Source organism: Clostridium sp. HBUAS56010 (genome assembly GCF_007115105.1).
GTDB lineage: Bacteria > Bacillota > Clostridia > Lachnospirales > Lachnospiraceae > Lacrimispora.
This window is the reverse complement of sequence record NZ_SULJ01000001.1, coordinates 928,163-944,285: the sequence shown is the minus strand read 5'-3', so window position 1 is coordinate 944,285 and position 16,123 is coordinate 928,163. Positions and strand designations below refer to the sequence as shown.

The following is a 16,123-nucleotide window of genomic DNA, read 5'->3' as shown; positions in this document are numbered from 1 at the left end:
AATAAATGTAATTACCAGTCTTTTAAAGTATTTGAATTTCCAAACCTCCCGCAACTGGCTTACTCTTTTTTTTGGCATAATAAATCCCCCCCCCATTTTCATAAAAACATAGAACGATTCCCCCCCTTATAGTATAGTATTATAAGGTTACCATATCATAGAAAAAAGTTCAATTATTCACACTGTTAAATATAGTACTTAAAATCCTAAAGAATCAAAAAGACGATTAGTTTTTGGAATTGATGGTCCACAGGGAAAATGAGATAATGGTTCCCAGGTGAAAAAACAGGAAATTCACTAAATTAAAAAATGGGAGGTTAAACATGAAAAACTGGAAAAAACGATTTGGCTGCTGTACTCTTGCAGCAGTATTGTTAGCAGGAACCGCACTGACCGGCTGTGGTAACAAGAATGTAGCTTCGGAGGTTGCTGGTAAGGGAACAAAAACTGTATTGAAAGTCATGTTTCGTTCAGACAAGCCAGCGGGGTGGGAAGAGGTAGAGCAGGAAGTAGAAAACAGATTAGATAAAGATGGGCTTCCACTGGATCTGGAGATTACATGGGTGGCTCCTTCCAATTATAATGATAAGTTAAACTTAAGCATTACAGGAGGTGAAAAATGGGATCTGGTCTTTGATGCACCCTTTGTACAGTTAAAAAACCTGGCAGCAGATGGTTATTATGCCGATCTTTCCTCTTACTGGAATAACGATGCTTTTCCTGGATTAAAGAAAAACTTCTCAGAAGATTTGATTGAAAACAATCAGTTTTTCGGTCAGAAATGTGTTATTCCCCTTTTACGTACTTATGGAACCGGAATTCCTGCTGTATTTTACCGACAGGACTGGGCTGACAAATGGGGAATTGGAACCATTGACAGCTATGAAAAATTAACAAAATACTGGGATGCGGTAAAGGAAAATGAATCAGGTGTCTATCCTCTCAGTGTAATTGGAAACAGAGGATTTTACCAGCTAAAATCCATTACGGAAGCTGAATTATGCAAAAATGGAATTCAAACTGTTAAAACTGGGGATGTGGTGAATTATCTTTACATAAAAGATGGAAAAGTGGTAGAAGCGGCAGCGGAAGGACAGGGAGACGAAGCATTTAAGGATTTCCCGGAAGGTTTTCAGTATGACTTTGGAGTAGAACGTTATGAAATTTTTAAAGAGTGGAGAGAAGCAGGTTATATAGAGACAGACTCTCTCGCACAGACAGACGCTTCCACTCAGTTTAACAGTGGACTTTCCGGATCGGTCATCGGTACTCTTGATGATGCGGAGAAAAGCTATGAACAGTTGAAGCTTTATTCTCCTGAAGCAGAGTTTGGATACTTTGTATATGTAGATGCTGTAAGGAATATGGAAAAAGGAGCCATTGCTACTGGTTATCAAGCAAACAATTTCCTCTGTATTCCCAAAAATTCAGATAATATTGAAATGACAATGAAGTTTTTAGATTGGATTTTTTCTGATGAGAAAAACCATGATCTCATTGAACTTGGGATTGAAGGAAAGGACTGGGAGAATCATGGAGATGGTACCTACAAGATTCTTTCCAAATACGCATTTCCGGGGTATATGCTGACTTGGAATCAGAATTTTGTAAAGCTTAGCGATAACCTTTCCGAGTCCATACAGGAATATAAAAAGTATGAACTGGAAAATGATACTTTCTCTTCCAATCTTCTTCCAGGCTTCACCTTTGATGCCAGTGCCATGGCAACAGAGACAGCCCAGGTAAAGGCGGTTACCAGTAAAGTTTCTATTGTAAAGCTTCATGGAATCAGCAATGATGGTACGAATTCTTATGGTACTATAAAAGAGATGCTAACTGCCAATTGTAAGGAAGCAATGGAAAGCGGTGGTCAGATTATCATGAGTGAATTGGTTAATCAAGTCAATGAATATTTAAAAAGCAAAAGTTAAGGAAGGTATTCTCAAATGGTAGAACCAGGGTATATTGATTTAAAGAGCCAATGGAGTGCTGTTGAAATGCCAGGAAATCTTTTCATGCGACATCCCAATAAGGACAGAGGAAAGGGCTTTTATCCATATGGATTTCTCAGTAAACACGATGGCAGTGTTGATGTCTGGAATTGGCAGGGACTTTTTCTTACGGTAATGAGTCTGAGAGAAGAACCGGTGTCCATAGAGATTAAGGTTCATTTTGCCAACGAGATAACAGCAAAGGCAAAAGCAGAAGTGGCAGGAGAAGGAGTTCACCCAATGAGTATCCCCTGGTCTGCATTTTCTGTGGAGCAGTCCAACGAGCAGATATGGCAGTTTCTGGATGAAGTGCAGGTTTCCTACCCCCAAGATGTGGTGATCGAGGAAGCCTGCTTAAAGAAAAGAGAACAGATTTTTGCAGACGCACCAGTCAGAGGTAAAGCTGGAGAATTGGGTGAAATAGTTGCTTATGAGATAAGTGTAAAAAACTGCACGAAACACCTTTTGCAGGTAAACGGGCTCCAAAGTTTTTGTGGTTGGGAATCCATGAAAGCTCTAATTAAACCAGCCAGTTTTCTATTAAGACAGGGAGAAATGCAAAAGGTATTAGTGGAGGTACAAATACCACAGCGTATGGTACCGGGAGGACATGAGACCACTACCATTATCTTTACAGCAAATGGAGATGGAGCCAAAGCGGAGAAAGTAGAGTTAAAGACCTTATGCAGACTACCCCATCCGTATATTTATCATGATAGCTTTGGCTGGAAGCAGGTAATGGAACGGATTAAGAAGTACCCCATGTACCAGCCAGCTTTTAAAGAATGGAAGGAAAGAGCAGACCGTTGGGAGGTTGTGGAGCCGGAGAGTCACAAACCTTACTGTTATGAAACCAGTGTGGAGACGGATATCATGTCTGCTGCCTATATGTATCAACTGACTGGGGAACAATTATATGCCAGAAAGGTTGCAGATTTTTTACGTAACTTTACGGATCCGGAGAAAGGATATCCTAAGAAACTTAGGGGCTGCAGCCAGTCCTACGTCCAGGAAGGGCATTTTTTTCAGCATCTTGCCATTCCTTATGACTTAATTTATGATAGCGGAGAACTAAGTTCTCAGGACCATAAGAGAATTGAGCAGACATTCCGGCTTTATATGGATATTCTGGATGTACATATTCGGAGTGGGTATATTTCTAATTGGCTTTTATCGGAGATTGTGGGAGCTTTTTATTGTGCTCTTTCTTTACAGGATATAGAGAGAGCACTGCGGTTTGTATTTGGGAATGGTGGAGTTGTGGATCAGTTCCGGTTTGGAATGCTAAACGACGGGTGGTGGCACGAATGTTCGGTAGGTTATAATAACTGGGTTTCCTCTCTTTGCCTCCATACGGCTCATGCTCTTTTGCCTTTTGGCTATAACCTGATTCACTCGTGGTTTCAGATTCCTTACAACGACGAGGTAAGGGCAACCTGGAATTTGGAAGATGTTCCTGTTCGTTTTGGAATGTATAACAAAAAATGGGGAGGCAACCGGAAAAATCATGTAAAGCTTCAGGATATATTTGATGCACCGGTTCCATTTTTGGATTACCGGGGAGTATTATTCGGCATTAACGATTCAAGTGAAAAAAAACTGGCAGGGGTTCATTTTGGTTCCACCTTTGATTTGGCATATCAATATTACAAAAATCCCGAATACATTCCAATTATTAAACGTTGTGAATATAAGGATCCTATATTTGGAGATCCATTGCTTCCGGATTATTCCTCTCAGGCGGAAAAAGAGAATGCTTTTTCGGATAATATAGGAATTGCCATGCTGCGAAGCCAGAAAGAGGGCAGACAGCAAAGAGAACAAATTCAGGCGGTTTTGCGGTATGGCTCCCATGGTTATGCCCATGGACATTTTGACATCGGAAATCTGTTGTCTGTTATGAGATATGGAAGAAGCCTGTATAACCCTGAATGCTGCTGGTGGGGGTATCAGCATTTTATGTATAAATTTTATGTACAAAATTCCCTTACCAAAAACATGGTAGTGGTAGATAGTAAAGTTCAAATTCCTGCAGACTCTAAAAAAATATTATTTTACAGTGGAAAGAGAATGCAGGCAGCAGCAGTGACAGTAACCACCACATGGGCTTATCCGCCTTATGGGGGAATGGTTTATGATTCTAAGCGGGATTTGGAGCAACAATGCCAGATGAATGGAAGTTATCTTCCCATCGTTCATGGAGAAAACGCACCGGAATATGGGGAACTCAGTGACTATACGGAACCAATTCAACAGACCAGGGTTATGGCTGTCATGGATGATTTTATTGTTCTTTTTGATTATCTCAAAGGAGAGAAAGAGCACGATTTTAGCAGCCTCTTTCATATTAAAGGGTTTAAGGAACTTACAGGGAAACAGATAAAAGAAACTGGTCATACCGGGCAGTACACCACCAATCCATTATCTGACGGACAGTTTATTACAGATTGTCTTTGGTATGAAGCTTCTGAGGTCACAAAGGCTTCCTTTACAACAATATTTACCGAAGAGGATGAGGGACAAATGCTGAGAGGGGAGGAATCCTGCTACAATGAGTCGGGTATCTTGCATACTGATGTGTATACCCCATGGCCGCTTAATACGGTTCAGATGGTTGGAACCATGGCTGTTTACAGTGGCTGGCCAGCAGACTGCGATGGTTATTGCATCCCCTGTTCCTATAAAGTGGAAGTAGATGAAATAGTGAAAGATCAAGGCTCCTTTGGTGCCTGGATTCTTGGAGAGGGGGTATGCAATGTAGATATAGCAGGCGCAGAACGTCTGACTCTTTTTACAAAGCATGAACCGATGTATCGAGAAAATGGAGACAGAGTTTTAACTTCACTGGGGCTGTTCTGGGGGAAGGCGGAGTTGGAACTGGAAGATGGAAGTATCATTAGGATTGCAGATCTTCTGGAAGAAGAGTATGCCCCAATAAAGAATGGAGTATCCAGAGTATCCTTGGATAATATTGCGCCTGGCTATGGCACTGGAAAGGATTATAAAGGCGGTAGGGTAATGATAAAAGGAGAGGAATATCCTTTTGCAATTCCCGCAAGCACGATAGATCAGGATAGGGCCGGAGTAATCTCTATTGATCTAACTAATCTGCAGGCAGTGAAGTTTCATGGACTTTTAGGAGCGGATACTTATCCAGGAGATGAAAGTCAGAAAAGAAAAACCTATGCAGTCAAAACTCAAGGGCTGGCAACGCGTTACATTACAGTACTGGAACCATATGAAAGCCATGCCCGGATAAAGAAAGTATGGGCCAACAGCGCCGATCAGGTTTTAGTAGAACTCCGTGACGGGAGCATTCAGGTAATAGGAGTTGAACAGATTGAAACAGACAATGTTCAGGTCTGGTCAAAAGGTCTGGATAAGGATAAAAAGGAGTTGTGGAGAGAGAGCGGGAGAGGATTACCCACTCATTGAAGATGAAATTTGGCTCGTATAACAAAAGTGTTTCGTAATAAGTTTTTTTCAGTAGTTTATTTGTTGTTCCGATAAACTGCACTGTTGACGATGGAAAGAATCATGAGCATGGATTGAAACATAGCACATGAACTTTCGTTATTGTTCAAATAGTGCAGTTTTTTGATAATCTAAAGTCAGAAATGGTTTTATTTGATATGTGGGTTTCTTGTTATACTTAGCTTAGGAAAAGCTGAAACATTTACGGAAAAAGATTTAGTTAAATACAAGGACTGACTTTGTCAATCAATTTCTATCTAAAATAAAGCAGTATATAATAGTATAGAATTATGTAAAGTTTATTTTATCTGTATTTTTTCTCAAGTTTAACAGATAATATATGAACCACAATTCATTCGTTGACTGCATATTGATAAATTTTAGAATGTTCCACTGTAAGTGGTATAACGCTACCGTAAAAGTAAAAGAAAAGAGGTGTGATTCATGCAACTGATTCTTCGGGATATTCGAAAGAAATTTGATAAAAAAGAAGTATTAAAGGGTGCTTCCTTTACCTTTGAAAAAGGGAAAATTTACGGGCTTTTGGGACGTAATGGTGCCGGTAAAACGACACTTTTTAATTGTATAAATGAAGATATTTCCATTGATAGCGGCAGTTTCGAGTTGCAGGAGGATCTTCTTTTCCGTCCCGTTTTGTCCCAGGATATTGGCTATGTTCTTTCTACTCCAGTGGTACCGGAATTTCTCACAGGACGGGAATTTTTGAAGTTTTTCATAGATATTAATAAAAAACAGAGAAAAGATATCCGTACCATTGACCAATATTTTGAGTTTATGCGCATTGATCCGGAGGACCGGGATAAGCTTTTAAAAGATTATTCCCATGGAATGAAAAATAAGATGCAGATGCTGGTCAATTTTATTGCGAATCCTGCCATCTTGCTGTTGGATGAACCTCTTACTTCCTTTGACGTTGTGGTGGCAGATGAGATGAAGGAGTTGTTTCGTCAGCTTAAATCCCAACATATTATTATATTTTCCACACACATCATGGAACTGGCACTGGATTTGTGCGATGAGATTGTAATCTTAAACGAAGGGGTTTTGGAAGAGATCAGGAAAGAGAATCTGGATCAGGTGGCATTTAAAGATAAGATTATTGCCACATTGCGGGGGGAAGATCATGATTAAAACCTTTGTCCTATCCTTTCTGCTCCGCAAAACCTATAAAACCAACAGCATTATCTATGTGCTCAAATACATTCCTCTCATTAAAAAGCTTCTTCCTGATTCTTTGTATGCCAGCAGCAGTCTGAAAACCTTTGCCAACATGATCAGTATAATGATAGAATTTGGTTCCGTATTTTTTGGAAAGATTGTTTACCTTCTGCTTATGATTTTGGGACCGCTGTTTGTGTTTAATCGTTTATCAGGGGAAGCGTTTGTTCATATTTACTTTTTCTTAACTCTTGTGGGTGGGCTCTTAAATACCCAGATGTTTAATCCCACCAAAGATAAATACTATGCCATGTTTTTGATGCGCATGGACCCGCGGGAATATACTCTGTCCAACTATCTGTATTTCCTTTTGAAAACAGCGGTTGGTTTCCTTCCCTTTACTCTCTTATTTGGTAAGATCGCGGGAGTCAGCACCATAGTCTGTCTGGTAATGCCCATATTTGTCTGTGCAGTCAAGCTGATTGCTGCGGCTTTTATGCTGCGTCAAAGCCGTGACGGAGGAAAAGTCAGCAATGAAAGTATGCCCACTGCAATTGTCTGGACTGGTTCTGCTTTATTGCTGGCAGGAGCTTATCTGCCTGCTTTTGCCGGGGTTTTTCTAAATGAACAAATTTTTCTTGCGTTGAGTGCGGCAATAGGAGTCGTGGGAATCTTATGCTTTGGATACATCTGGCATTTTAAGGCATACCGTAAGATTTATCAGGCGCTGCTGACCACCAATGAAGCGGTTATGAATACCCCAACGGCTGCCAGAACAATGCAGAAAAATTTCAATAAGAAAATTGAAACTGATTTGAGCCAGACCAGCGATAAAACAGGGTATGCTTACTTTAATGAACTTTTTATGAAGCGTCATTCCAAGATGTTGACCCGTACAGCGAAAAAGATGGCTGTTCTTCTAACTGGTGTGCTGGTTATTGCCATTGGCACGGGTTTCTATTTTTCAGAAGTCCGGATTCAGATCAATAAAGTACTGCTGACTTATTTCCCATATTTTTTGTTGGTGATGTATTTTATAAACCGCGGGAAAAGTATTACGGGAGCTTTGTTTATGAATTGTGACCACAGTATGCTCACTTACCGGATGTATCGTCAGCCTAAAGCAGTTCTTACCTTGTTTACAGAGCGGCTTAAATATATAGTGGGAATTAACCTTTTGCCTGCAGTGATTCTTGCCTGCGGTCTTCCCTTTGTACTTTATTTTTCAGGAGGAACAGATAATCCTCTGAACTATCTGGTGCTTTTTATGTCCATCTTAGCCATGTCCGTGTTTTTTTCTGTCCACACGCTGGTGTTGTATTATCTGTTACAGCCCTATAATGAAAAGATGGAAACAAAAAGTCCCCTTTATCAGTTCCTGGATTTTGCCACCTATTATATCTGTTTTTTTGCAGCCGGAAAGGTAGCATCCACCGTTGCATTTGGTCTGGTGGTTAGTGTTTTTTGTATTCTGTATATTATTATCGCTCTGATTCTGGTCTACCGCATGGCGCCAAAGACATTTAAGCTAAAACGTTAATTCACTCAGATGATCGGCGATGTGCATGGCAAAGTAAGAATCGTAGTCTTTTTTGCTTAAGGTTCCAAAGAGTAAATGAGGATGGAGGGGACCGGAATAGGCGCGGAATCTCTCCATCGTTTGAAGCAGTTCGTCAATGCTTTCTGAAGAATCTTTTCCTGCATCAATGGCTTCACCTCCTGGAACGGGAGCAGTCAGGTCGTGTTTCATGAATCCCTGAGAGAGGAATCTGCCAATGGCAATCCGCCCTATGGTTGCCCGGATGAAAACGGGTTTGAGTTTGGGATAACCGGTCATGGAATATTCAATGGTCTGTGCGCAGTGGAGGCAGATTTGGTTTACGTTCCAATGAGGGCTTGTTATACCAGAAAAGTATGGTTTTAAGAATACACCTCTCTTTTGTGTCATATAAAAAGTCGTAGGACGGCAGGTTCATATGATTTTGCAGACATAATCAGAATTTGTATAGGCTCCTAATCGCTTTTCATAGGACGTGATGTATGACAATTCCCATTTTTATTGTAACCGGATTTCTGGATGCCGGGAAAACAACCTTTATCAAACGTATTTTAAACAATTCAGATCATCAAAAGAAAAGAGTTTTTCTGATCCAGTTTGAGCATGGAGAAGAAAATTTTAAAAGTATGTATTTTAATATAATCCAAAAGCGTTTTTCCAAAAGAATGCTGGAAAATGACCAGGATGAAATCCGATTAAAGATAGAAGCAGTCATGGAGGATTATAATATAGATGAAGTCTGGATTGAATGGAATGGGATGGTTCCTTTATCAGAATTGCAGAACCTGATTATGGTATCCTCTCTTCCCAAATCCTGTAAGATTCAAAAGGTCATTCATATGGCAGATGGCAGGTATATCGAAAATCTTATTGGAAAGACTGGAGTGGCTCTATTAGAGCAGATCAGCAACAGCGATCTGGCAGTTGTGCGCAATGGGCATTTAAAAACCTGTCAGAAAAGAATAAAAAGCCAATTCCGATGTCTCAATTCAAACATGCCAGTGATTTTTCTAACAGAAAAAATCAGCGTTTCCCATCTGGAAAGGAAACTTTATGGAGAAAATCATCATCCAGTCTATTCTTTTTTTGTGGCTCTGTTTCTTTTGCTGACACTGCATTATGTGGGCAGACCGGTTTTAGAATCGTATCAGATACCTGTCAATACGTTGATTAATATATTTTTAGGGATGATCTTACAGGCATTGCCCTTTTTACTGATTGGAATTCTTCTTTCATCTGCAATACAGGTATTGATTCCTTCGGGGTGGCTGGAACGATGTTTTCCAAAATCCCCTGGTTTGGGATTGCTGGTGGCTGTAGCAGGAGGATTTTTACTTCCCGTCTGCGACTGTGTGTCGATACCTGTATTCCGCAGTCTGGTGCAAAAAGGAATTCCTCTTCCTGCGGCAGTCACGTTTATGGCGGTGTCTCCGGTTGTGAATCCTGTGGTTATTCTATCTACTTATTATGCGTTTCAAGGTGATATGACAATGGTGTATGGAAGGATATGCCTGGGAATCGTGTCAGGAATTTTAATAGGGATCAGTATGAAAATGTGGGCTCCCCAAAGATCGGTTTTGTCCGGTTTCATGGGAAACAGGCTGCTATGTGGATGCGGTTTTTACGGAGATTTGAAATCTGCTACTGGTTATGGAGGCAAAATACGGATGCTTCTGCAGCATTCCCAGGTGGAATTTTTCCGTATAGGGAAATATCTGATGGCTGGAACGCTGATTGCCTCTGTTTTTCAGGTGGCAGGAGCAAACATGACACCTTTATCCGGGCAGGGAGCTGATCTGACCGCATCCACTGTGTTCATGATGATGATGGCTTTTGTCCTGTCCCTGTGTTCATCCTCTGACGCGGTAATTGGACGCAGTTTTGGCAGTCAGTTTCCAACAGGAGCCATTATGGCATTTCTAATCTTTGGTCCTGTAATGGATATAAAAAATATATTGATTTTGAAGTCAGGGTTTTCTTATGGTTTTGTAGCCCGGTTGTTTGTGACTACATCTGTAGTGTGTTTTTCTGTCATAATTCTTGTTTATTCCCTGGGGGTGTGAAGATGCTGATTCGAAGGGTAAATGGGCAGGTTGTTTTAGAAATCATATGTTTTGCTTCTTTTGGCGTATTGCTTCTTTATTTTGTATCAAGCGGAAAATATCTGCAATACGTTGCTCCAAGGTTGAAACCTTATCTGTATTTTACTGCTGTTACCATGGGAATGTGGATCTTAGGGGATATGAAACGGTTATTTCAGCTTCAATACAAAATACATACCACTCACTGCCTGCTTCTGCTCATTCCTCTTTTGCTGTTTGTTCTTCCTCACACGCCATTACGGGCTGGGGATATAAAACGAACTGGCTCCCAATTGTCTGTTAAACAAAATTCCTATGGAGGCAGTACCAAAGGTTCCGTTGCGGAGGGGTTACCTGGATTAGATAAGGAGAATCATAGGATCTGTGTGTCTGATGAATATTTTGGAATGTGGTATTCTGAGTTGTATGGTAATATGGAGGAGTACGCGGGGTATACCATAATTATGACGGGTTCTGTCATGACAGATTCTGGTGGAGAAACGGACTATCAATTTGCACCTGTCCGTCTGGCAATGACCTGTTGTGTGGCGGATCTGGCACCAGTTGGTATTCCTTGTATCGATGAAGATGCAGAGGAGCTGGAAGAAGGCGCCTGGGTAAGAGTGGAAGGCACTTTATTTGCCAGTTATCAGGAGTATCATGGAAAGAAGTATGCAGACCCACATATTAAAGTGGAAAAAGTAGAACTGGCAGAAGAAGTAGAGGGATATGTATATCCATATTAATGAGGGAAAAAGTGGTAATTTTTCCTTTCTTTTATCCCGGTTCAAGGGTATAATAGAAGTAGTATTTCAATACATAAGCGGGGGTTGGGGAATGAGATGGGAGAGTCAGCAAAACGTAATTCAGTAATCAGAATTCTTGGGTATATTGTTCCGCACTGGTATTATATTATTATTTCTACAGCAGGGGGTGTTTTAAAACTTACCATACCCCTGATTGTACCTCAGGTTCTTAAATATTTTACCGATGATCTGCTCTTAGGGGAGAACTCTCTTTCCGCGGCAGAAAAACTGAGTATCATATATAAGACCTTGTTTTTCTTATTGTGTTTGTATATTATTATCTATATTCCAGCCACTTATTTAAGAGAAGTAGGTGCTCTGCGGGTATCCAGTAAGGTCATTCATAAGCTCCGGTGTCAGTTATACGATCATTTGCTGCCAATGTCTGCCCGGTTTCATGAAAGCAATAAGTCGGGAGAGCTTGTCAGCAGAATCAATAACGATGTGGAGCAGGTGCATGGATTCATCTGGAGTGTAGCCACCAATGTGTGGATTGATTCCATTGTCCTGGTGATTTATCTTGCTTTACTGCTGCCGATTAGTGTGCCCCTTACATTGCTTGCCTGCCTTATGCTTCCTCGGTCTTTCCAGGGTTTCCGGTTATTTTCAGGAACGGATGGCAGGTTTTGCTGTAATACGGCTTTTTCATAGGGAGAAAGAAGAAAGCCAGAAGTTTTATAGTCTGTCATCGGATATATTTTCACACACCAGACGTCAGGATACGTTCTCTTCTATAGGTACCGCTGTGTCAGCCGCACTTTATATGCTTATGCAGGCAATTATTCTATGCGCATCAGCCATGTTTGTTGTTAAGGGAAAAATGACGGTAGGAAGTATGATTGTTTTTTATTCCTATATAGGCTGGATGATGACGCCATTACAGCGGTTTGCAGAAATCAATGTAACTTATGCAAAAAGTATGGCAGGCATTGACCGGATTTTCGAATTGCTGGATTTGCCTGTGGATATAAAGGAGAAGGAGCATCCTGTTACATTGCAGCCCCAGACTGTCTTAGATCTGCAGTTTGATCATGTGGGATTTTCCTATAAAAAGGATTGTGGTGAAAAGACTTTAGATGACATCAGTTTTACAATCCATGAAGGGGAAAAAGTGGCTCTTGTAGGAAGCAGTGGATGCGGAAAGACAACTTTGGTCAATTTAATTGCAAGATTTTATGATCCGGATGAAGGTAAGATCATTCTGTCCGGACATGAGTTAAAAGAGTATTCCTTTGACTCCCTCTATAAACAGGTTGGCATGGTGTTCCAGGATACCGTACTTTTTTCTGAAACAATTGCGGATAATTTAAAGTATGGAAAACCGGATGCCACCATGGAAGAGATGGAGACCGCCGCAAAAGCCGCCAATGCCTATGAGTTTATCATGCAGATGCCGAGTCAGTGGGATACCTTGTTGGGGGAGAGAGGAATCGGCATTTCAGGAGGGCAGAAGCAGAGACTTTCCATCGCCAGAATTTTTGTGAAAAATCCCAGACTTTTGATTTTAGATGAAGCGACCAGTGCACTGGATTCTGAATCGGAAGAATTGGTACAGAACGCGTTGGATAAACTAATGAAGGGAAGAACTTCTATTATAATTGCCCACCGTTTATCAACAATTTTAAATGCAGATAAAATCTTTGTGATGGACAATGGCAAGATTGTTGAAAGCGGAACCCATGGAGAATTACTAGAAAAGAATGGCCGGTATTCGGAACTTTATCATAAGCAGTTTAAGGAGGTTTTGGAACGGGAGGCATGATTTGAAGATTACAATGATACATGGTCAAAGTCATAAAGGATCTACGTACCATATTGCAGAAATGCTTGCAAGAAAGATTGGAGGGGAAGTCACTGAATTTTTTCTTCCAAGAGATTTCGATAAATTTTGCATTGGGTGCAATCAATGCTTTATGAAGAACGAATCACTGTGTCCCCATTATGAAGCCATAAGTCCCATTACAAGGGCAATGGATGAAGCAGATGTTCTCATACTGGATAGTCCGGTTTATGTATTCCATGTTACGGGGTCCATGAAGGCTTTTTTGGATCACTATGGTTACAGATTTATGGTTCATCGTCCTGCCAAAGTGATGTTTACAAAGCAGGCAGTCTGCATCTCCACCGCAGCAGGTGCAGGAATGAAATCAACCAACAAAGATATGGCAGACAGTCTGTTTTTCTGGGGAGTTGGCAGGATTTATTCCTATGGAATCTCCGTACATGCAGTTACCTATGAAAAAGTATCAGAAAAAACCAGGCAGAAGATAGACAGAAAGACTTCTTCTTTGGCTGAAAAGATTAAATGTAGAAATGGCAGAGTAGTGCCAGGTCTGAAAACCAGGATGTTTTTTTATATGATGAGAATGCTGATGAAAAAAGGCTGGAGTGAAGCAGATGTGAAGTACTGGAAAGAAAAAGGCTGGCTAAAAGAAAAAAGACCCTGGTAACATTCTGTTAAAATAAATCGTTATTAAATATTCCAAACAGGGCATAGTAAGGATAAAACCAAGAGAGAAGGAAGGGATAAGAATGAACAAATATACATTGAAAGATTATTTCCAGGACCCGGAGAAAAAGATTGCCAAACGGATGATTTTCAAAAGTGATAATGTAATTGCATTTGTTTTAAATATTGGAAAAGGAGAGGTGCTGCCAGGACATACACATTTGGAATCCACTCTTTTTTTGCAGGTAATGGAAGGCAGTGCCAATGTAATTACAGATGGCAGGGAGACTTCCCTGGTGGCAGGCGAATTAATGCAGGTTGATGGACAGGAAAGCATGCAGGTTGTGAACACTGGTGAACAAGTGTTACGTCTTTATGTTACGATTTCACCAATCGGTACGGACGCTTTTGCAAAGGATGCTGATGTTTAATAAAGTGGTAGGGCTGAAAGACTTCTTAAAGGAGCTTTCAGCCTTTTTGTTTATGAGGGAAGTTGTTTAAACATTACAAAAAGTAAGGCTCTCCATGCAGGAATTTCCTTACAATACAGTCACTGCCTTAATTTAATTCTGTAGTGTGACGATAATTATGGTATGTTTGGTGTTTAAATACGAAAAAACATATTGTTTGGAGGAAAAAGTTCTATGGTGCATATTGTGTTTGGAGTGTCGGCAGCAGCTACATTGAAGCATATTTTATATAAACTTGACAAGAAAGAAAAAGAACCAGTGATCACCATTGAAGATTGCTTCTCCATAGGTCCCATCTGGAATCTCCATAAAAATTCTGGGAGAGAGGAAAGACTACTCTGGGTGAAAAGCAATAACATTTTTGGAAGAGAAGATTTACTTGATTATAAAGAATATAATGATAGGGCATTGAACCAGATTAAGCACATTTTGGAAGGAGAATGTGTTGTTATCTGGAACTGTGAAAATGCAAGTGAGCAAACGGGATTGCGTTATGTTATGTACCTTCTGAAAAACAGAAAGAAAAAAACCATTGTGATAAATTTAACCAAGTTAAATACTTTCCTTTTTGGCAGCGATATCCGGAGTGGTACTGTATTGTCCTCAGGCGAGGTTATGCCTGAAAGAATGCAGATCATATATGAAAAGATAGAGGAATGTACTTGCTTGACTATGGAGGAAGAGAAAGGTCTTGTAATGGACTGGCTGACCTTATCCAAAAGCAAAGAAAGCATGAGGGTATGGAAAAATGGAAAGATTGATTGTGTTCCAGAAGATTTCTATGATAAATTTATAATTCAGAGAGCAAAGAAAATTCAAAATCAGGAAAAATCAGCTTTATATATAAAATCAGCGTTCTTAATCGGAGATGTGCTGGGGAGACTGGATCAGTATTTTATATCGGAATTTTTAGAATACCGGTTAAGAACCTTGATTAAAAAAGATATTTTTGAAGTGAAGGGAGATTTGAAAGCAATGCGCTATTATAGCGTAAGGTTAAAATCCTCTTAAAGCAGATAAAGGCCGGCAGTTCTTTGGAACTGCCGGCTTTTTAGCTGTCTGTGGTGTTTGCCCGACACATGGGCAATAATACTTTTTTGACAAAATCTTCATAGGAAGTGGCTGTCGTATTGTCTGCGGAACGTGAGTGCAGCATATGGATATGCCCTTCATTCATGGCATCAGCAACTTCCAGAATCAGTTGAATGATGTGCTCAGAAAAGCCCATTTCCAGATAATCCGTTCTGGTTTTTTCCTTTGAATCCTGAACATAAGTTAATTCCGGTTTTTGAATGGCTTTGCCTATGATTGCGGCGACTTCACTCATGGTAAGATCCTGACTTCCATGGAGTTCACGAAAAGATTTCCCTTTAAAGTCCAGTTTTAATAAAGCTTCTCCTGCAGCAGTTCCAACATCTTTTGTAGCAATAAAGGGGAATTTTACATCACCGCGGAATGGTCCTGCAGCCATATTTCTGGATTTTATGTTGTCTGTCTGGGAAAGGGTATTTTCCATGAAATATCCAGGACGAAGATGAAGAACATTCAAATGTTTGATTCCATTAAGACGCTGCTCCAACTGGTGAAGTCCGGCAACAGATCCGGTTTTATCTGGTTTATCCGCTCCCCAACTGCTTAAAGAAACCGCATATTCTACGTTTGCATCTTCCAAAGCTGGAATCATGGCATTCAGGATCTGATTCTGAAACCCGCGAAAATCATTGCTTGTAATAATATAGTTAGGCTGGAGCATGGTATAGACTGCTTTTGTTCCTGCAAATGCTTTTGTCAGTGCCTCTTTATTCGTTGGTTCTGCAACAAAAATATCTGCTCCTTTTTCTGCAAATACAGACAGCCGCCTGGCATCTCTCCCGAGCACTCTTACCTGCATTCCGTGATCTAATAGATAATTTGCCACAACACTTCCTGTTCTGCTGGTTGCACCTGTTATAACATACATTGCATATTCCTCCTGATTTTTTTGATCATTCTTATCATACGGCAAAAGAATCTTTATGCGGTAGATCATTTCGTTCAAAACATTGCCTGTTTCTATCATACGTGTTAATATTTATGTATATAGTTGTATCAATTCATAAGAGTGTGAAGAGGAAT

The 16,123-nt window shown here is 40.3% G+C and carries 13 protein-coding genes; 11 read left to right on the top strand and 2 right to left on the bottom strand.

Annotation, left to right across the window (positions count from 1 at the left end; genetic code table 11):
• The first annotated feature begins 323 nt into the window (after positions 1 to 323).
• From FAY33_RS04540 to FAY33_RS19865, 4 genes are all read left to right on the top strand, one after another.
• On the top strand, positions 324 to 1,931 hold the full coding sequence (locus FAY33_RS04540; protein WP_143319547.1) for an extracellular solute-binding protein: 1,608 nt from the start codon (positions 324 to 326) through the stop codon (positions 1,929 to 1,931).
• Positions 1,932 to 1,946: 15 nt separating this feature from the next.
• On the top strand, positions 1,947 to 5,426 hold the full coding sequence (locus FAY33_RS04535) for a hypothetical protein (RefSeq protein ID WP_143319546.1): 3,480 nt from the start codon (positions 1,947 to 1,949) through the stop codon (positions 5,424 to 5,426).
• Between the two features lie 483 nt (positions 5,427 to 5,909).
• Positions 5,910 to 6,617, top strand: coding sequence for an ABC transporter ATP-binding protein (locus tag FAY33_RS04530; RefSeq protein WP_143319545.1), 708 nt, complete (start codon positions 5,910 to 5,912; stop codon positions 6,615 to 6,617).
• Positions 6,610 to 8,184: a hypothetical protein gene (locus tag FAY33_RS19865; protein WP_143319544.1), complete on the top strand. Its 1,575-nt coding sequence runs from the start codon at positions 6,610 to 6,612 to the stop codon at positions 8,182 to 8,184. Before FAY33_RS04530 ends, FAY33_RS19865 begins: the two co-directional genes overlap by 8 nt.
• Here the strand turns inward: FAY33_RS19865 and FAY33_RS04520 are convergent.
• Positions 8,173 to 8,592 (bottom strand): DUF1569 domain-containing protein, encoded by a 420-nt coding sequence (locus tag FAY33_RS04520; protein WP_143319543.1) that lies wholly within the window; start codon positions 8,590 to 8,592, stop codon positions 8,173 to 8,175. The genes FAY33_RS19865 and FAY33_RS04520 overlap by 12 nt on opposite strands.
• 92 nt (positions 8,593 to 8,684) lie before the next feature.
• Here FAY33_RS04520 and FAY33_RS04515 point away from each other — a divergent pair, with 92 nt between their 5' ends.
• The 7 genes from FAY33_RS04515 (at position 8,685) to FAY33_RS04485 (ending at position 15,019) form a co-directional block, all read left to right on the top strand.
• A complete protein-coding gene (locus FAY33_RS04515) occupies positions 8,685 to 10,265 on the top strand; it encodes a permease (RefSeq protein WP_143319542.1) in 1,581 nt (526 codons plus the stop codon).
• 2 nt (positions 10,266 to 10,267) lie between these two features.
• On the top strand, positions 10,268 to 11,029 hold the full coding sequence (locus FAY33_RS04510) for a TIGR03943 family protein (protein WP_143319541.1): 762 nt from the start codon (positions 10,268 to 10,270) through the stop codon (positions 11,027 to 11,029).
• Positions 11,030 to 11,125: 96 nt separating this feature from the next.
• Positions 11,126 to 11,740: an ABC transporter transmembrane domain-containing protein gene (locus FAY33_RS04505; protein ID WP_143319540.1), complete on the top strand. Its 615-nt coding sequence runs from the start codon at positions 11,126 to 11,128 to the stop codon at positions 11,738 to 11,740.
• Positions 11,706 to 12,851 (top strand): ABC transporter ATP-binding protein, encoded by a 1,146-nt coding sequence (locus tag FAY33_RS04500; protein ID WP_143319539.1) that lies wholly within the window; start codon positions 11,706 to 11,708, stop codon positions 12,849 to 12,851. Before FAY33_RS04505 ends, FAY33_RS04500 begins: the two co-directional genes overlap by 35 nt.
• Position 12,852: 1 nt before the next feature.
• Positions 12,853 to 13,539 carry an NAD(P)H-dependent oxidoreductase gene (locus tag FAY33_RS04495; protein WP_143319538.1) on the top strand — a complete coding sequence of 229 codons (687 nt, stop codon included), beginning with the start codon at positions 12,853 to 12,855 and terminating at the stop codon, positions 13,537 to 13,539.
• Positions 13,540 to 13,621: 82 nt separating this feature from the next.
• Entirely contained in the window at positions 13,622 to 13,969 is a 348-nt protein-coding gene (locus FAY33_RS04490) for a cupin domain-containing protein (protein ID WP_143319537.1), read from the top strand.
• A 213-nt stretch (positions 13,970 to 14,182) separates the two neighbouring features.
• Complete coding sequence (locus FAY33_RS04485) at positions 14,183 to 15,019, top strand: DUF1835 domain-containing protein (protein ID WP_143319536.1); 837 nt, start codon at positions 14,183 to 14,185, stop codon at positions 15,017 to 15,019.
• 40 nt (positions 15,020 to 15,059) lie between these two features.
• Here the strand turns inward: FAY33_RS04485 and FAY33_RS04480 are convergent, their stop codons facing one another.
• Complete coding sequence (locus FAY33_RS04480; RefSeq protein ID WP_143319535.1) at positions 15,060 to 15,968, bottom strand: NAD(P)H-binding protein; 909 nt, start codon at positions 15,966 to 15,968, stop codon at positions 15,060 to 15,062.
• Positions 15,969 to 16,123: the final 155 nt, after the last annotated feature.